This is a genomic window from Neochlamydia sp. EPS4, from assembly GCF_000813665.1.
GTDB lineage: Bacteria > Chlamydiota > Chlamydiia > Chlamydiales > Parachlamydiaceae > Neochlamydia.
Genome location: NZ_JSDQ01000006.1, coordinates 22,876 through 40,628 on the forward strand (window position 1 = coordinate 22,876; position 17,753 = coordinate 40,628).

Here is a 17,753-nt window from a genome sequence, read left to right on the forward strand (position 1 = left end):
AGTTGGCTTCATCCCCTAATGTTTTAATGAAATGAAGAGGGTTGTTTTCAAAAAGTTTTAAGAACATAGAAAACTTCCCAGCTTAGCAAGAGACATTATCCTCTGCAGTCTTATTTGCTAAAGGAGGGAAAGAATTTTCTAACAGCGTTTTATCTTCCACTATTTCCAATTTTAAAGGATAAAAATCTATTTATAGCATTTTCTTGCATTTTTTGCTTTTCCCTCATATACTTTGACACTGAAAAAGCTAAAAAAATGTATAAATCTTAAAGAGACGGTAAAATTGAATTCTAGCTCTTCTATTACCATTGAACATTTACCTAATGAAATACTTATCCCTATTTTAAAAGCTTGCGCTAGCCCTTCCTTATTTAGTGTATGTGGAAGATGGCACTATCTCCTAGCTAATGAAGTCATGCCCTCGCTTTATAAGCAAATAAGTAAAGTGCATGTTCCTAACGGAGATGTTAACAAGCAGGCTCTTATTTTAGATAAAATTTATAGGCTAGCAGGTAGATATAGGCTAGGAGGTAAACTTTCTGAAACAGTAAAAGTAAATGCAATTTTTAAACAGACCTTTGCTTTAGCTAGCTTTCTTTCACCTCTAGAATTAGAATTTAAATGGATAACCGAGGAAAAAAGATATTTTACTCTGGCTAATTACTCCTCTTATCTTGTAAATATTAATCGCCTATTAATGTGGAATAGAATCCCTGGGGGAAAGCAATACTTAGACCAAGAAGCAATCAAATATTTGCCTTTAGAAAAAAAAGGAAAGCTTTTTAGTAATTGGATTAAAAGGTATGGCAAAGACATTACGAGCTTATGCTTAAATGTACTGGACTTAACCTTTTTACCCTCAGAAATAGGGCAGTTATCTCAGCTGCAAACGCTTGAATTAAGCTGCAATCAGCTTACCTTTCTTCCTCCAGAGATAGGGCAGCTATCGCAGCTGCAAGAGCTTCACTTAAACGATAACCAGCTTACCTTCCTTCCTCTAGAGATAAAACAACTGCTTAAGCTGCAAACGCTTAACTTATCCGGCAACCAGCTAACTGCTCTGCCTGCAGAGATAGGGCAGCTATCTCAGCTGCAAACGCTTAACTTACGAATGAACCAGCTAACTGCTCTGCCTGCAGAGATAGGGCAGCTTTCTCAGCTGCAAACGCTTAACTTACGAATGAACCAGCTAACTGCTCTGCCTGCAGAGATAGGACAGCTTTCTCAGCTGCAAACGCTTGACTTAAGCCACAACCAGCTTACCTTTCTTCCTCCAGAGATAGGGCAAATCTCCCAGCTGCAAAAACTTGACTTAAACAGCAACCAGCTTACCACCCTTCCTGTAGAGATAGAGCAGCTATCGCAGCTGCAAACGCTTGACTTAAGCCACAACCAGCTCACCTCCTTTCCGACAGAGATAGTTCAGCTATCTCAGCTGCAAGACCTTAACTTAAGAAACAACCAGCTTACCTCCCTTCCTGCAGAGATAGAGCAGCTATCTCAGCTGCAAACGCTTGGCTTAAGCCACAACCTGCTTACCTCCTTTCCAGCAGAGATAGCTCAGTTATCTCAAATGCAATACCTTGACTTATACCACAACCAGCTTACCACTCTTCCTGCAGCGATAGGACAGCTATCTCAGCTGCAAGAGCTTTACTTAAGCCACAACCAGCTTACCACTCTTCCTGCAGCGATAGGACAGCTATCTCAGCTGCAAAAGCTTGACTTAAGCCACAACCAGCTTACCTCCTTTCCGGCAGAGATAGTTCAGCTATCTCAGCTGCAAAAGCTTTACCTAGAAGGCAATCAGCTTACCTCCCTTCCTGCAGAAATAGGACAGCTATCGCAATTGCAAAGCCTTGACTTATCTAGCAACCAGCTGACCTCTCTTCCTGCAGAGATAGGGCAGCTATCTCTGCTGAAATATCTTAACTTGGAAAACAACCAGCTAACTGCTCTGCCTGCAGAAATAAGGCGGATATCAAAGCTGCAAACGCTTAACTTGCAAATAAGCCAGCCTACCTTCTTTCCTCCTCCTGAAATAGGGCGGATATCAAACCAGTTAAATCTTAAGTTAAATGGAAATCCACTGCAAAACATTCCTGATCAAATCAAGAAGCGTTTTAAGCTGTAGCTGAAAAAGTTGCCTTCATCCCCTAATGTTTTAATGGAATGAAGGAGGTTGTTTTCAATAAGTGTTAAAAACATAGAAAACTTCCCAGCTTAACAAGAGGCATTATCCTCTGAGGTCTTATCTGTTAAGAGAGAAAGAATGTTGAGCAACGTTTTATATTCCGCTATTTCCAAGTTTAAAAGTTAAGGGTCTGTCTACAGCATTTTCTTGCATTTTTTGCTTTTCCCTTATATACGTTGATGCTAAAAAAGCAAAAATATGTACAAATTTTAAAGAGGCTCTACATTGAATTCTAGCTCTTCTACTACCATTGAACATCTACCTAATGAAATACTAGTCCCTATTTTAAAAGCTTGCGCAAGCCCTTCCTTATTTAGTGTATGTGGAAGATGGCACCATCTCCTAGCTAATGAAGTCATGCCCTCGTTTTATAAGCAAATAGGTAAGGTTCATGTTCCTCAAGGTAATATTAAAGAGCAGTCTCTTATTTTAGAGAAGATTTATAAGCTAAAAGAAGAGCTTTCTGAAACAGCTAAGGTAGATGCAATCTTTAAACAAACCTTTGCTTTAGCTAGCTCTCTTTCGCCTTTAGAATTAGAATTTAAGTGGATAACTGAGAAAAAAAGATATTTTACTCTGGCTAATTACTCCTCTTATCTTTTAAATATTAATCGCCTCTTAATATGGAAAAAATTACCTGGTGGAGAGGAATACTTAAACCAGGAAGCAATCAAATATTTGCCTTTAGAAAAAAAAGGAAAGCTTTTTAGTAATTGGATTAAAAGGTATGGCAAAGACATTACGAGCTTAAATCTAAGAGAAATTGGCTTAACCTTTTTACCCCCAGAGATAGTGCAGTTATCTCAGCTACAACGCCTTTACTTACAAAACAACCAGCTTACCACTCTTCCTGCAGAGATAGGACAGCTTTCTCAGCTGCGAAGGCTTGGTTTAGGCAGAAACCATCTTACCACTCTTTCGGCAGAGATAAGGCACTTAGCTAAGCTGCAAGTGCTTGCCTTAGACAGCAACCAGCTCACATACCTTCCTGCAGCGATAGGGCAGCTATCTCAGCTGGAAGAGCTTCACTTAGAAAACAACCAGCTCACCTACCTTCCCCCAGAGATAGGGCAGCTATCTGAGCTGGGAATACTTAACTTAAGCAACAACCAGCTCACCATCCTTCCCGCAGCTATGGGGCAGCTATCTCAGCTGCTAATACTTTACTTAAATAGCAACCAGCTCACCTCCCTTCCTCCTGAGATAGGACAACTTTCCCACCTGCAAAAGCTTGACTTAAAAAGCAATCAGCTTACCGCTCTTCCAGTAGAGATGGGGCAGCTATCGCAGTTGCGAAGGCTTGGCTTATCTAGCAACGAGCTGACCTCTCTTCCTGCAGAAATAGGGCAGCTATCGCAGTTGCAAGAGCTTTACTTAGAAGGCAACCAGCTTACTTCCCTTACTCCAGAGATATGGCGGCTTTCTCACCCGACTTTGACAGTTGCATACATTCGAAACACTTAAGTTGCTAACGATCAAAAGCTTTTAATTTATAGTATTGTGCATGCAAATATTGTTAATCTACTCATTAAAAGCTGATATAAAGGAGCGCATGTATATAAGAATGAAGACATCTAAAAAAGCAAAATATCCCACTTTGCAAGTTGTTGAGGGTGTAAGGGAAGGCAAAAAGGTAAAGCAGCGCACGATTGCTCATTTAGGAGTGATCAAAAACCAACAAGATTTACAGCGACTTAAGAATCTAGCGGATAAGCTTATTTAGGGATTAGAAAAAGAAGGCCTTGAAATTGACCCTAGCTTCGAAGTTAAAGAATTAAAACATAAAAAACTATATATAATGCTTTTGGATTAGTTCTCGATTGACTGATGGACCTAACAGGTTTTAATAAGGTCATCCATTCAGCTGGGCGAAAACATCATTTCAGCCTAGAGGAAAGTATTAAGCTCATGCTGGTGCAAAAACTTGATTTACCTAGCAGTAAGCAAAGAACCTATAAGCGCCAAGAAGAGCATGGTTTTCAAGGAATTGATTTATAGCCTATTTATCGCTCGATGGGTGCTATTGCCTCCTTGGAGGAGGCTATTCAACAACAGGCTTTTCTCATCCTCAACAACTTACGTTTCTAGATGAGGTCGCTTCTTCTTTCCTTAAGTAATAGAGTTTTTGCTTTTATTGATCCTTTCGGATGATTACTTTTTAGCAAAGCTTGGCGAGCCAGTAAATTAGAAGACTTGGCCTTAATTGAAGTATTTTCCCACGACATCCATTAAACTCTCCCCTGCTTAGCAAATAAAAAAAGCTCTATAGGATGTTTGATACCTGCTAAAGAGGGATTAGCTTTTTTGGAATATAAAAGAAGAGCTTTAATGAGGAGATAAGCGTATTGATGGGATATTAAGTGGATTTACAGAACGAAAGCCCATAAATAGCTTTAGGGAATCCTTCATAAAGAACTTCTGCGCAACAATTCAAAGTATGACCAGTCCTCACCTTATCTTTGACTAACAAAATCACTTTATCTTGCACATTAATTTCTTTTTTTAATAAAAAAGAATTGGTACTTAAATAATTCCCTCGCTGTTTTGCTTTTCCTTCATAGTCCTCATTCCACAAACTTTTATACAAAAGGGATTGCACCGGGCGCTTCACTATCTCTCCTAAAGATTCTGCTAATAAAAGGCTTGTATTATACCCTTGTGAGATACGCTGCGTAAAGGTTAAGGGTACGGGTACAATTAAATCGGGTAACGGCCATTTTAGATTTAAGAGCTGTAAAACCATGTAAGCTGCTGCCCCTTGAGCAAGATAGGGTTGATTCGCATACTTAAGCTTATTTATTAGAGAAGCTGCCACATCCTGATCATCAAATGCTGCTGCATATTTTTTTAGAACAGGTGGTTGCATAAAGCAAAGATAGCAAATAGGATGTTCAGGTTCATACTCTGCACTAAAGCAGCAGGGACAGCGCTCTTCCATATTTATAAGAGTCAGTTGAAGAGCACACTTAAAGCAAAGGCCCCCTTTACCATGGCAAACAGGAGTAGCACAATGCATGCATCTTAAAGGATAAATAAAATCGACAAAAGCAGCTAAAATATTGCCCAGCTTGGCCATTATCTTACAGGAATCTCTTCAAACATTTTTTGCATTTGCTGCTCCATATAAACATTTATAGTAGAATGGTATTCAGGATAGTTTAATTTAAACCATGCGTTTAACTTATGGACCACTTGCAAAAAATCTGGCTTACTATAAGCAGAATTTTTCATGCGCTCATCTTTTGTAAGCTTACCCACATCTAAATGTATAGCCCTATCTTGTACAAAGCCTGTATTATGCATGACGCCATGATCTCTATCGTAAATGCCTTTGTTATATTCTAAGAGATAAAGATCGAAGATCTGTTGGATGCGTTTTTTTACCCCCGACATATCTTGTGCCCCCATGAGGGTCATCATTTCTGCACGAGTAGTATTAGCCTTCTCTTGAAGAATAAAAGGTACCTGATCTAAATCGACCTGCCTCTCTATGCCTATTTTATCTTTAACAGCCACAATTTTATGCAAGTTAACACTCTTATTTAAATGTATATAAATTAAACCGGCCTCATGAGCATGAATGTTATAAGCTAAGCGATAACCATCAAAAACACTATTTAATAACCTATGCTTACGCTCTCTTTGCTTGTCTTTGTAAACTTTCAGCGGACCTATGGGAGGAATAAGAGAAATAAAAACAGAAGGTTTAAGATGCTTAAATTTAAAAAATTTTAGAATATATTTATCGTCTGCGCTCTTAAAAGCATAGGACTGAGCCCCTTTTCCAACATAGTAAAATTTTTGATCCAAAATATTATCGAGTTGCTGTTGCTCTTCTTTAGGCAGAGAGGGAACTTCCCATTCGTGGCGATAAGGCATATTATAGCTAATATTAGATAATCGAAAATCATCGGTCATTTTAAAATATAAGCGTGTTAAGCCAAAGAGCCCTAAACTTATCAATAACACCCTTACCCATTTATTGAGGAATTTATTTCTTGTATTTTTAAAGAGCGTTTTGCACATGCTATTCTTCCTAGCCTCTGGATTAAAGTAAAAAAGTCAAATTATAAATTATCAGCAAGTATGTGTAAAGCATAAGTCCCTAGACACACTGTTAATCGATCCATCTTAAAACCACACCCTTTACCCCTAGAAAGCAAAACCTCATTTAATTTTTTTGGTTTAATGTTTTAGCTGCTTTTAGAGCCAGTGGCTGAATACCTATGATCTCTAACCCCTTAAGAATACGAACATTTTTTATATCAAACTAATCCACCAAGCTTTAATTAGATAAATTGCTTTCAACTCCTGAATGACTCGGCTTTTAGTAAGCGGTCACAGGAAGCAGCGTTATTCAACCTTTTGATACTGAGTAAAAAAATGCAAATTAAAAAGCTCAGCAAATAAAATACAGGTATTAGTGCGTATTATTGACTTTGCAGACGTCCAAACAATCGCATCTGAAAAGCTGGATTATCCATAACCGCCTACCGATTTTATCAAAAACTTAGCAATCAAAAATCTATTAGCCGATTAAACTTTTACAGGGTTTAGATGGAATGAAAAAATTATAATTTTTTAAAAACCTAGCCTGCCAGCAAAGGCTTTGAGGACAATTAACTTTCTATTAATTAACCTACAACTCATAAAAAAATACTACAAAAAAATTTAACGAGGCCATTCTCCTCTCACCTTTTCGTTAATTTAAATTTTTTCATTTAATTTTTTCTTGCAGTTTTGGTACCCTCCAATTTTTACAAGGAATAGATATGCTCAGACGATTACTCAGTTCCCTCCAAAAGCTTGCTGAACCAGGCAAGCCCCTTCATAAGCTTCACCCTTTAATCAATGCGAATGATACTTTCCTTTACGAAGCGGCTGTGAATACAAGGCGAGCTCCCCATATCCGAGATGCTATTGACGTTAAGCGCTGGATGATCCTTGTGGTTATTGCTCTGTTGCCCTGTATTATAATGGCCATATGGAACACCGGTTTACTTAAATATGTCTATAGTAGCGGCGACTATAAATTAATGAATGAATATCTAGAGGCAAGTAAAAATTTCCAGGCTTATTGGGCTTTTGCTACATACGATAGCCGCTATATCCCTATTATTATGGAAGGGCTTAAAATCTTCCTTCCTCTAACGCTTCTTTCCTATGCAGTGGGAGGCTTTTGGGAGGCTTTCTTTGCCTGCGTAAGAAAGCATGAAATTTCAGAAGGGTTTCTCGTTACAGGTATTTTATATGTACTTATCCTTCCTCCCACTATCCCTTATTGGATGGCAGCGGTGGGTGTCTCTGCCGGTGTAGTCTTAGGTAAAGAGATTTTTGGAGGCTCGGGCATGAATATTGTTAATCCCGCACTCGCATGCCGAGCGTTTCTCTTTTTTACTTTTCCAGGAAAAATGAGTGGCGACGTATGGGTAGGATCTAATCCTACTATTATACGCGAAAGCCTGCTTAAAATGAATCAAGAAGGGCAGACTACAGCCTTTGATGGATATTCCCAAGCGACAAAATTAGCTATTTTTAATGTCCCTCAGGACATTAAACGTATTCATATCGATACGATTGCTACCCATACTATAGGAACAGATGTAAGCACAATCCAGACCATTCGTACGCAATTTGATCAATGGAATTCCCTTACTCATCAAAATGCCACGCTAGGCCAGCTTACGATGGATCAAATAAAAAGCTTTGTGACTAGCCCTCTTGCTGAAGGAGGGTTGGGTCTTTCCAGTGGATATTATGAAGATGCTTATCGCTTCTCTTCCTTAAATTACGGCCTGGGGAATAATCATGACTGGAGCTTTTTTCTAGGCAATAAACTAGGTTGCCTAGGTGAGACCTCCACTTTAGCTTGCCTTTTAGGCGCTCTATTTCTTATATGGACTGGCATTGGTTCATGGCGAACCATGTTAGGAATGCTGCTAGGCGCATTTGGGACGGCTCTTTTATTTCAGCTAAGTTCAAGCTATTTGTTCCCTAACCAGGGAGCATGGACAGCCGCCCAGTTTGGTTTTCCCGCCTATAAACATCTTCTATTGGGAGGGCTTGCTTTTGGATTGGTTTTTATGGCGACTGATCCCGTTTCCTCTCCCTCCATTCCTCTTGCCAAATGGATATACGGAATTTTCTGTGGCATGGTGACTTTAGTCATCCGTGTCATCAATCCGGCTTATCCTGAAGGGGTAATGCTAGCTATTTTAATGGGCAACGTCTTTGCCCCTTTATTTGACTACTATGCCGTCAAGCACTTTAGAAAAAGGAGCATTAGCCGTGTCCGCATCCGTTCCTAAAAAAGCCATGAGCAATACTTACACTATCTTTTTTATGATTGTTTTAAGTTTTGCCTGTGCCCTTATTTTATCGATTTTGGCAAGTGTCTTAGAAAAGCCTAAAGAAGTGGCCAAAGAGCTAGATAAAAGCAAACAAATGATGATTGCTGCTAAGCTTTTGGATCACCAGGATTATTTCCTTGTACAAGACCCTCAAGGGAATTACCTCTCTGCCACCTATGAAGAAGGAAGGTTAGTTCCTAGCAATTCTTCCCAGATGGCTACCAAAAGCCAACTGCTTGATATTTATAGTAAACGTATAATCCCCTTGCTGGTAGACAAAGAGGGTAATATCAAAACTTTTGAGGAAGAGAAAATCAACTATAATGATTATCTTGCGGCTTACCGCAAAACGGGTTACCATCAACTACCTCTTATGCTGGTTTACAAAATCCTTCCCAATCCGGCTGATAAAGAGAGCAACATCAACTCTGCAGCGGAAGGATATGTTATACCTATCAATGGCTTGGGCTTATGGGATGCCATTTATGGCTATTTAGCTATCAAACCTGATGGCAACACGGTGATAGGCATTTCTTGGTATGATCAGAAAGAAACGCCTGGTTTGGGGGCCAACATTTCTGAAGCCTACTGGCAAAGTCTTTTCCCTAATAAGCAAATTTTTCAACAGAATGCTGATGGCAAAACTGATTTTAAGTCAGCGCCGCTCGGCCTTACTGTTGTCAAAGGCAAAGTTGCCGAAAGCTTAGGCACTATCCCTAAAGCCAAAAGCGCCGTTGATGGCATGGCAGGTGCTACTCTTACAGGTAATGGAGTCACCGATGCCTATCGCAATGTCCTTGCACCCTATCGTCCCTTTCTTACTAAGCTTCATCAGACTTACTCTCTTTCTCAAGAAAAAATGCATAACTGATAAAGAGGCTCTCTTGCCGCCTTAAAAATAAACGATAAGCAAAGCAACCCTTGAAACAAATAGTATTAAAGATTATAAGAAAATTCAATTGTAGATGAAAAACATAACGCTGTCTTTTGCTTAAGGAGGAAGATCGAATGGTATCGACAAATGCATCTGCTCGTTCATATTTGACTTCTCAGCTTTGGGGAGGCAATCAAATCCTAGTAGCGGTACTGGGCATTTGTTCGGCTTTAGGGGTAACTAACAGGCTCTCTGTCTCACTCACCATGGGCCTTTCGGTAGCCTTTGTCACCGCTTTTTCTTCCTTATTTGTTTCACTTCTTAGAAAAGTTACTCCCGATAGCGTACGTATGATTACCCAACTAGCCATCATTTCTGTTTTTGTAATTATCATTGATCAATTCTTACAAGCCTATTTTTTTAGCATCTCTAAAGTTTTAAGCGTTTTTGTGGGACTAATTATTACTAACTGTATAGTCATGGGACGTACCGAGGGTATGGCAAAAAACGTAGGACCCCTCTGTGCATTCATGGATGGGCTAGGCGCTGGCTTAGGCTATGCATGGGTGCTAATGGTAGTAGGTGGTATTCGAGAATTGTTCGGCTTTGGACAGCTGTTTGGCTACCAAATTATTCCCTATAGTTGGTATGCGACAGCTACCCACCCCAATGGGTATGATAATTTTGCTCTGATGGTTAGCCCCCCAGCTGCTTTTTTTATTATAGGCGGCATGATCTGGGTATTTAACACACTCAATAGGAACGAAGGATAAAAGTTTATGTGGATGGGAAATTACGAGCCTTTAAATTTATTAGGCCTTCTTTTACAAGCTGTATTTATTGAAAATTTCCTTTTAGCTAACTTTTTAGGCATGTGCACCTATTTAGCCTGCTCGACCAAATTAAAAACAGCCAATGGTCTAGGCTTAGCGGTTGTATTTGTCCTCACTGTTTCCGGCATCCTCAATTGGTTTGTCCATCGTTTTGTTACAGGTGCAGGAGCTCTTAGCTGGCTTTCTGTTTTTGGCCTTGAAGCTTCTCAAATCAACCTAAACTTTTTAGAATTTTTACTTTTTATTTCCGTTATTGCAGGCTTTGTGCAAATCCTTGAAATCATCATAGAAAAGGTTGCTCCCGCTTTATATATGTCTTTAGGACTTTATCTACCCCTGATTGCCGTTAATTGTGCCATCTTAGGAGCCTGCCTTTTTGCTGTTACGCGCGATTATCCTTTTTGGCCCAATCTGGTGTATGTTTTTGGCTCAGGTCTCGGTTGGTGGTTAGCCATAGCTCTTATTGCCGCTATCCGCGAAAAACTAGCCACCTCGAAAGTAATCCCCGCTCTTAAAGGAATGGGCATTACTTTCATGATGAGTGGATTAATGGCCATGGCTTTTCAAGGATTTACAGGGATTAAACTAGCCATACCTACAGGCAAGCCATCAAATGCCGACACGCAGATGATGCCATTTTCCCAGGTAGAAAAGATATATAGTGAGACGCCTTTAAAAAGCTAATTAATCACGGTTATAGCAATTAAAAAACTTTCTTCTTAGGCCTACTTACCATCCTTCTCTATTTTATAGGAGGAGAGTCCCTTTTCATTCTAAATTTCTTATTCGAAAATAAAGTTAAAGGAATAAATGCTTGCGTATAAAATTATTCTCTAAAGGCCTCAAGAACCTTTAAAAATTGAATAGACGCTCATTATTCTCCTCCTAAAAAGCCAATAGATACCCTACTAGCTTGGATGATGTTAGCGTGCTTATATTCTGAGTAATTGACTTAAATATTCTAAAGTTCCTATCTGTTGCATGAAGTTTTTTAAATACGTTACATTAAAGTAAGCATTGTCAGGACATTTCTATATAAATAAATTTTTAGTTTATTTGCATAAAACTTTCAAAAAACATTTTTCTTCCCTTTTTAGTGTTAAAAATAGTGCGATCTTCAGGATTTTCTCCTTCTAAAAATCGTAAGGGATAAGAATAGTGGTCACTGATTCTTCAATCGATAAGCTTACAAAAGCCTAGTATGTTAACTAGGGGCGTACTAGAAAAAATTACCGGGCCTCTTAAATCTTTAAGAAACAAGCCCCATAAAGCGAGGCAAGGCCTATTAGTCCGAGGGCTTTAAACCTCCTATCTAGTGGTTAGTCTTATTCGCTTTTTTGTTCTCAAGAAAAACCTAAAAACAAGCCAATTTTTATCTTTTTCTATCTTCTCATTCTGTAAGCTGCTTAAATTTTCATTAAAATAGGATAGGAGGCTACTGGCTACCTTATGGGTTTTTTTCATTTATCGCCCTCTTTTCCTCATAAACTATTATAATTAAAAAATTAAAATCAGCTTTTTATAAAACTATTTATAATAAAAAAATAAAATATTATAATTAAGTTAATAAAAGTAATTGTTTTTAAGAAAATAAGGCGGGTAAACTGGAGGAAATGTATGAATCCAGAAAAACTAGGCATGCGCTTGGAAGGCAATCATCAATATTTCCTTAATTCAACCGAGCAGGCCTCATCAAGTGAAAAAGAAAAAAGCATTCAAAACCAGGAAACTCCCTCAGAAGTTGAAGAAAAAATAATAGAAACAACTCCTTTTACGATAGATAAAAAAAACACTTTAGAGCTTGAAGCAAAAAAGCGGCATTTGGAAGTCCAACAAGCTTTACCAAGAAATGAAACTAGTAGCGAGCGCCCAACAAAAAAAACCAAAGCAGATACCACTCAAAGTAGTGCTTTAGCTGAAACAGAAGATATTTTAAGCAAATCCTTAAACCCTGAACCCTACTACGAGGCAATGAAAAAGTGTTTTGGCCAGGCAACAGCTAATAAAAGCATCCCTAAGATTAAACAATTAATTGCTCAACAAAAGGTGAAGACAGAAAGAGACCTTGCCAATGTTATCTTTAATATGGTTGCGAATAAATTTGCGTTGAATAAGCCAGTGACGGGAGAAGAAATCACAAAAATGCATGCCGCTTTGTTTGAAGAACCCTTAAAAGAATTTAGCGAGCATTTTTCTTCATTAAAACAAATCCCAGAAAAACCTCATGCAGCCTATCTTGTGAAAAGCTTATCTGACTGCTTCCAAGCTCTTTCTGCCTATAAGACATGTGAGGATGCTTCGCAGGCAGCAAGGGACTATCTTGACAAAAAACCAGAACCAGCCAGCTATCATCGAGGGTTGCCAGGATTTTTAAGGGACTGTCCTCCAAGCGAAATACCAGAACAACTTAAAAAAATAAAACAAATGAACGAAGAGATTGGTAATCTCTTTGAGCAAGCTTATGAAAAGTATCAAAAAGAAATCATTGATTATCAAGAGGGGCTAAAGCAATTTCCTCTTCTAAGTACTCATGCTCTCGGAAGCACAAATGTTAACGAGACATACATTTTACAAGCCAAGGGCGAGAAACTTTTTATATTCAAGCCTTGTATACAAGACAATTTTAGCCAAGATCCTACGATGGGTAGCAGAGAACAAGCAGCTTCTGGCATTAATTTAAATGGGATGTTTCCTATTCCAAAGACGGTGCAAATCAGTTTCAACAACTGGCAAGGCTCAGCTCAACTTTTTCTGCAAGAAGCTAGAAACATTTCCGAAATAGAGCAAATGCAAGCAACTGTTTCCCCAAGGGAGATGCATGCTTTGGCTATCTTTGACCTTATTTCTGGTAATGGCGATAGGCACTCGGGTAATATCTTATACAAAGCCATAGAAAATTCCTCCCCCACCCAATATAAAGCTTATGGAATTGACCACGATCGCTGCTTTAAAGGTATAGGGGAACCATTGAAAATGGAGTATTTGTCTCACCCTGCATTTAAAGCCCCATTCGACCAAAACTTGATAAGATTAGTGGATAAGACAGCAAGAGAAGGCTATGCAAAATATATGCAAAGCCGCGAAATGCCAGAAGAAGCGCTTGAATGGATGAACGAAGCTTGCCAAATTTTAGAAAAAGCTATTAAAGAAAATAAAAACTCTTTAGGGATCATCAAGCAACTTATGGAGAAGTGGAATCAGAAGCTTGAGAGGCAGGATGAAGGGTTTGATCATTATTGAGCCAACTCTCACCTTTTATAAAAAAATAATAAATGCTAACTTTAAATAAAGTAATTGAGAGAAAAAACATGCAAATAAAGCTTTTAATCAACCCTCGTAATCAGGGCATTGCTGCGGAATTAATTCCTGGGGTAGAAATAAAAATTCATGAGAAATGGATGCTTGATGCTATTACGGCTTCAGGAATTACTGTTTCCAAGGAGTTTAAAGAGCAATACCACACCGGATGGTATATTTATCCCACTGAAAATAAAGCTATTTTTGCTAAAGTTTTCGAGCAGTTTTACTTTGTGCATGGGTTACAGCAACAGGGTTATTACTGGAGAGAAAAAGACGAAGATGATCAGCTTTCCTTGGAAGAAAAGTTAGCGAAGATTATCATGTTAAGTTAGGTAGACTTTGCTAAAAAGTGGTAGCCTTTAGACAAATAATAGAGTGTTTTCTCTAGCAAATTTTATCCTATAAGAGGTTGAAGAATTTGTTTCATGAGAGCTACCATCCATTTCTCAAGAAAATTTGGCATAGTATTCTTGGGCCTCTATGAGCTTATTAAGCTCATCTAAGCTATCCATTTCTATCTTAAAAAGCCACCCTTCCTTTTCAGGAGAGATATTTACTAGATCTGCTGCCGAAGACAGGGCAGCGTTAGCCTCTATAATGGTGCCTGAAACAGGAGAATAGATATCTGTAGCGGCTTTAGTAGATTCAAGAACAGCAGCTTCTTCGCCAGCCCTTACTTTTTTGCCTATTTTCGGCAATTCTACATAGACAATTTCGCCCAATTCTTTCTGTGCATGCTTAGAAACACCTACAATTCCTATGCGATCTGCAACTTCAATCCATTCATGCGTATCGGCAAATTTCATTTTCTCTCCTAGGAAAAAAGCAATTTTTATAGTTTTAATTTGCATCAAATTTAAGGAGGCTACATCCTTACATCCATTCCCAACTTTAAATCTTTGTAGCTTAAACGATCCTTTGAATCGTCTCAATGGATAGTTTGAAGAAAATGGTTTTGCCTCTACTTGACCAAGCTTAAACTGCTCCATAAGGAAGGTTGTTGCTCGATTTGAAAGTCACGGGTGACCACTGAAAAATGTTGGGAAGACTCATTTTTGCGGTTAACTTTATAAGTAAACCCTAAGCGATCGAATTGCTCGGGATCATAGCCGACCAAGCAATGACTAGGAATAAAAATTTTCAGTGTATAACTTTGAGAAGAAAGCTGGCTCTTGACTTTCAACTCGTTAGCATCGCAAAGTTCATGCTTATCTTCTGTTCTAAAGCGTGTCATTTCACCTGCTTGAATGCCATCAACAGCTTCTGGTAGGAAGAAAAAATGATGGCAAAAGCGTGTGTTAAATCCGGAGGTTTTCACATCCCGGGTATCAATCATTAATTCCACACTATCGCCTCGGCTTATATCAGGATGATAAGCTTGTTTAAACGGCTGTGAGACTGCTACTAAGCACTCTAGACCTTGTTCATTCCATCCTAAAGAAACTTTAGAAAAATGCTCTTCTCCACAAAGGTAGCTAGTATCTGCTAGCAAATACTTTTGGCCGCTAATACCCTTAGGCGCATAATGACAATCACCTTTCAATTGAAAAAAATTAACCGGTGATAATGAGAATGATTCTTCTTCAAACATATATCTTTATATTTAAACCGCTTTAAAGAAAACCTTTAGGGATGTTTTAGCTATTTCTTCAGCTTACCTATTTGGCTTTTAGGAGTCCTAATGAATTTTCTTTAAAGCATTTATTTTTTATTCTTCTTTAGCTTTATTCATGTAATCAAGTGACAAAGCTTTCTTTTCTTTAAGCATCTGCAGCAATTTTTGCATATAGATACGCTGTCCCTCAGCAGAGAGGACATTATACAATTGATGCACTTTGGGTCCGGCCACTGCGCTAGTCGAAGCTTCTCTTTTTTCTAAGTGGAAAAAATTAATATCTCCATTTCCTGGAGTATTGACTTGGCTCCATGCCCCCACTTGCATAGCAAAAATTTCATGAGCATTCAAATCACTGTTTAAGTCGCTACGTAAGCCGCGGTAAGCTGTTTGAATTAACTTCCATTGGTTCTCTAAAGGCTGGCGTTTCGCTAGCTTCTCCTCAGATCCTTCCTGAGCGGTATCAATCCAATTTTGCGCATTAGAAGGATCTTTTTCCAAGCTACGGCGAACCTCACGCATGTAAGCATATAAACGCAATGAGGCCAAGTAATCCCCTAAGAAAATAGGAGGTGCCGGTTGAGGAGCCGTGGCTTCCCTATAATCTGCTTCAATAGCTTTACGTATTTTTGCAAAATATTGATCCGCTACCAGATCCTGTACATCTGCTAAAGGTTTCCACGAGCCATCAGTTTTTTTATATTGTGAAGGCTCTTTCTCACGAATTTTTACGTAATAAGCTTCTAACTCTTTCTGTAGTAAGGGCTCTAATACATCTTGCTCCTCTGCTTCAGCGAAAGTCATAATTTCATGCTCAGAAGCCCGATCAATAACCCTTATACGATAATAGGTGAGATTATCAGGAGAATACTGCGTAAGCTTTTCTGCTGCTGAATTGATAGCTTCTCCTTGTAAAGAAGCTTGCTCTAATAGCTGTATAAGTTCTGGCCGTTTTTCTCCCACAGCAAAGGCTACTTTGCCACCCTTAGTGCCAATTGACACCTCGCTTTTCTTAGCAGCAGCCTTCTCTAATGCTTGCTTTATCCATTCAGGATGGAGATCAACGATCGCAGCGCGGGCAAAAGCATCCACCAGCCCTCTGGTTTTATCGTCTAAATCATCTAAAGCTAAGAAACGTTCCTCGCGCGTGCTCCCTTTTCTAATCCCTAATTCTGGAAATTTCTTTTTTAATATCTCCCAATTGTGCTCTTCAACTTCCCAATTCCAGGTGTCTTTAATGCTGACCTTAGCTTGAAGATCTCTTTTATTTACCTGTGCTACTTCCAGAATATAACGCTTATGCAGTAATTCGGGAAACTTTTTGGCTATTGCTTCCCGGGTTAAAAATTTAGTCGGTAACACTAAAAGGTGTTTGGTATCTTCTGGACGTTGGCTGACGGCGTTAAGATAAATTTCTAGCTTTTGCATTTTGCGATAGCTATCCATTCGCAAGCTTTCTGGTAGTTGAAAAATTTGCCCTACAACTCCTTCCTTTGTATATCCTTGAAGTTTTGTGATGCTAAATGGATCCACGACTAGCGCATTACCAATATCATGGAAAAGCCGGCGAAATAACAAAACATCTCGCCAAACTTTTATTGCTTTATTTTGGTCCATCCCCATACGGCGTAACTGCTCATCGAAATATTGCTGTAGGTTAGCTACTCCTAAATTAGGATTGTTTATATTTTCCTGATAACTTTTGGCAGCATGTTGCATCAACTCCGCTAAAGCTTCTTCTTTTGAAACTCTATAGCCTTTTTGTTCAGCTATTTTAGCACTGTTGATAATGAATTGAGCAATAAGACGCACAAAACGAGGGCCAAACCAATCCTCTGCCGTATGGTATCCAAAAAGAGAAAGGTCTTGATAGTCAAGATTATCATCAGAAGGCAGCCAAGAATATTGTCTTTCTTGATAGCGTAAAACTTGTCTTAACAAGGGGGCCGGAAATTGCTTCTCTTGTAGGAACAAACTTATACGCGCTTGCAACGCCTCCATCTCCACGGGATTAGTAGTTGCTTGCAAAAGATTATAATTAGCCTTCATCTGAGGAGCAAAATAAGACCAGGCGGACTCGACATTGATAAATCCGGCTTGCGGATGACTGTAAAGAGAAGAACGTTTTTCTTTCTCAGAACGTGCCCTTAAATCTTTTGCCAGCTCAGCAGAATAGTGTGATGCCAACACCAATCCCATTCCACTTTCTAAAAAATCCTTATATATAACCCCATCATTTAAGAAATTAGGTCCCCAAACTCCTCCTAAAAGAAGTTTATCTTGCCTATCCGTGCTAATAAAATTAGATAGCTCATCAAGCTCTAAACGCTTTACTGCAGTACCGTCTACGGCTGTAAAAACCGTTTGTTCATGAGGATATTCGGTGTTAAGCGTGTTAAAAGTGCCGAAGAAAGAAAATGAAATGACAATCATCACCGTAATGACAATGAAGAAATAACGTTGATGCTTTCGTAAAAATTCTAACATGATTATGGCTATCTCCTTAAAAATCAGAAAGAGAAGATCCTAACAAAAAAGCTGCTTTCTCTCAAAGGATATCTCTTTTCTTCTTTTTAATAGGTAGAGG

The 17,753-nt window shown here is 38.8% G+C and carries 14 protein-coding genes; 9 read left to right on the forward strand and 5 right to left on the reverse strand.

The window, feature by feature from the left end; all coding sequences use genetic code 11:
• The first annotated feature begins 283 nt into the window (after window positions 1-283).
• The 3 genes from DB42_RS00430 (at window position 284) to DB42_RS11060 (ending at window position 3,917) form a co-directional block, all read left to right on the forward strand.
• Complete coding sequence (locus DB42_RS00430) at window positions 284-2,134, forward strand: leucine-rich repeat domain-containing protein (protein WP_155117345.1); 1,851 nt, start codon at window positions 284-286, stop codon at window positions 2,132-2,134.
• Between the two features lie 285 nt (window positions 2,135-2,419).
• Window positions 2,420-3,658, forward strand: coding sequence for a leucine-rich repeat domain-containing protein (locus DB42_RS00435; RefSeq protein WP_052435844.1), 1,239 nt, complete (start codon window positions 2,420-2,422; stop codon window positions 3,656-3,658).
• Window positions 3,659-3,746: 88 nt separating this feature from the next.
• Entirely contained in the window at window positions 3,747-3,917 is a 171-nt protein-coding gene (locus tag DB42_RS11060; RefSeq protein WP_155117346.1) for a hypothetical protein, read from the forward strand.
• A gap of 633 nt (window positions 3,918-4,550) precedes the next feature.
• Here DB42_RS11060 and DB42_RS00440 read toward each other — a convergent pair.
• Complete coding sequence (locus tag DB42_RS00440; protein WP_044881244.1) at window positions 4,551-5,270, reverse strand: ComF family protein; 720 nt, start codon at window positions 5,268-5,270, stop codon at window positions 4,551-4,553.
• The gene (locus tag DB42_RS00445) at window positions 5,270-6,220 is read right to left on the reverse strand and encodes a hypothetical protein (protein ID WP_044881245.1); all 951 of its coding nucleotides are present in this window, start codon (window positions 6,218-6,220) and stop codon (window positions 5,270-5,272) included. Before DB42_RS00445 ends, DB42_RS00440 begins: the two co-directional genes overlap by 1 nt.
• 746 nt (window positions 6,221-6,966) lie before the next feature.
• Between DB42_RS00445 and DB42_RS00450 the strand changes: the two genes are divergently transcribed.
• The 6 genes from DB42_RS00450 (at window position 6,967) to DB42_RS00475 (ending at window position 13,883) form a co-directional block, all read left to right on the forward strand.
• Window positions 6,967-8,502 carry a Na(+)-transporting NADH-quinone reductase subunit B gene (locus DB42_RS00450; RefSeq protein ID WP_044881246.1) on the forward strand — a complete coding sequence of 512 codons (1,536 nt, stop codon included), beginning with the start codon at window positions 6,967-6,969 and terminating at the stop codon, window positions 8,500-8,502.
• Entirely contained in the window at window positions 8,483-9,415 is a 933-nt protein-coding gene (nqrC, locus tag DB42_RS00455; protein WP_044881247.1) for an NADH:ubiquinone reductase (Na(+)-transporting) subunit C, read from the forward strand. The genes DB42_RS00450 and nqrC overlap by 20 nt, the downstream gene beginning before the upstream one ends.
• A 137-nt stretch (window positions 9,416-9,552) precedes the next feature.
• Window positions 9,553-10,191, forward strand: coding sequence for an NADH:ubiquinone reductase (Na(+)-transporting) subunit D (nqrD, locus tag DB42_RS00460; protein ID WP_042240070.1), 639 nt, complete (start codon window positions 9,553-9,555; stop codon window positions 10,189-10,191).
• A gap of 6 nt (window positions 10,192-10,197) precedes the next feature.
• Window positions 10,198-10,935, forward strand: a complete 738-nt coding sequence (gene nqrE, locus DB42_RS00465) for an NADH:ubiquinone reductase (Na(+)-transporting) subunit E (RefSeq protein WP_044881248.1) — start codon at window positions 10,198-10,200, stop codon at window positions 10,933-10,935.
• A gap of 933 nt (window positions 10,936-11,868) precedes the next feature.
• A complete protein-coding gene (locus tag DB42_RS00470) occupies window positions 11,869-13,491 on the forward strand; it encodes a hypothetical protein (RefSeq protein WP_044881249.1) in 1,623 nt (540 codons plus the stop codon).
• Window positions 13,492-13,559: 68 nt separating this feature from the next.
• Window positions 13,560-13,883, forward strand: a complete 324-nt coding sequence (locus DB42_RS00475) for a hypothetical protein (RefSeq protein WP_044881250.1) — start codon at window positions 13,560-13,562, stop codon at window positions 13,881-13,883.
• 114 nt (window positions 13,884-13,997) lie between these two features.
• Here the strand turns inward: DB42_RS00475 and gcvH are convergent, their stop codons facing one another.
• The 3 genes from gcvH to DB42_RS00490 all read right to left on the reverse strand — a co-directional run bounded on the left by gcvH (window position 13,998) and on the right by DB42_RS00490 (window position 17,653).
• Entirely contained in the window at window positions 13,998-14,357 is a 360-nt protein-coding gene (gcvH, locus tag DB42_RS00480) for a glycine cleavage system protein GcvH (RefSeq protein WP_044881319.1), read from the reverse strand.
• 155 nt (window positions 14,358-14,512) lie between these two features.
• Window positions 14,513-15,142 (reverse strand): hypothetical protein, encoded by a 630-nt coding sequence (locus DB42_RS00485; RefSeq protein WP_044881251.1) that lies wholly within the window; start codon window positions 15,140-15,142, stop codon window positions 14,513-14,515.
• A 117-nt stretch (window positions 15,143-15,259) separates the two neighbouring features.
• The gene (locus DB42_RS00490; RefSeq protein ID WP_044881252.1) at window positions 15,260-17,653 is read right to left on the reverse strand and encodes a hypothetical protein; all 2,394 of its coding nucleotides are present in this window, start codon (window positions 17,651-17,653) and stop codon (window positions 15,260-15,262) included.
• Between the last annotated feature and the right edge of the window lie 100 nt (window positions 17,654-17,753).

What these genes read in the sequence shown, in the direction of transcription:
- DB42_RS00470 (WP_044881249.1), top strand. Translation starts at nt 11,869, where the DNA reads ATGAATCCAGAAAAACTAGGCATGCGCTTGGAAGGCAATCATCAATAT.
- DB42_RS00445 (WP_044881245.1), bottom strand. Translation starts at nt 6,220, where the DNA reads ATGTGCAAAACGCTCTTTAAAAATACAAGAAATAAATTCCTCAATAAA.
- nqrD (WP_042240070.1), top strand. Translation starts at nt 9,553, where the DNA reads ATGGTATCGACAAATGCATCTGCTCGTTCATATTTGACTTCTCAGCTT.
- DB42_RS11060 (WP_155117346.1), top strand. Translation starts at nt 3,747, where the DNA reads ATGTATATAAGAATGAAGACATCTAAAAAAGCAAAATATCCCACTTTG.
- DB42_RS00450 (WP_044881246.1), top strand. Translation starts at nt 6,967, where the DNA reads ATGCTCAGACGATTACTCAGTTCCCTCCAAAAGCTTGCTGAACCAGGC.
- DB42_RS00475 (WP_044881250.1), top strand. Translation starts at nt 13,560, where the DNA reads ATGCAAATAAAGCTTTTAATCAACCCTCGTAATCAGGGCATTGCTGCG.
- nqrE (WP_044881248.1), top strand. Translation starts at nt 10,198, where the DNA reads ATGTGGATGGGAAATTACGAGCCTTTAAATTTATTAGGCCTTCTTTTA.
- DB42_RS00490 (WP_044881252.1), bottom strand. Translation starts at nt 17,653, where the DNA reads ATGTTAGAATTTTTACGAAAGCATCAACGTTATTTCTTCATTGTCATT.
- DB42_RS00440 (WP_044881244.1), bottom strand. Translation starts at nt 5,270, where the DNA reads ATGGCCAAGCTGGGCAATATTTTAGCTGCTTTTGTCGATTTTATTTAT.
- gcvH (WP_044881319.1), bottom strand. Translation starts at nt 14,357, where the DNA reads ATGAAATTTGCCGATACGCATGAATGGATTGAAGTTGCAGATCGCATA.
- DB42_RS00485 (WP_044881251.1), bottom strand. Translation starts at nt 15,142, where the DNA reads ATGTTTGAAGAAGAATCATTCTCATTATCACCGGTTAATTTTTTTCAA.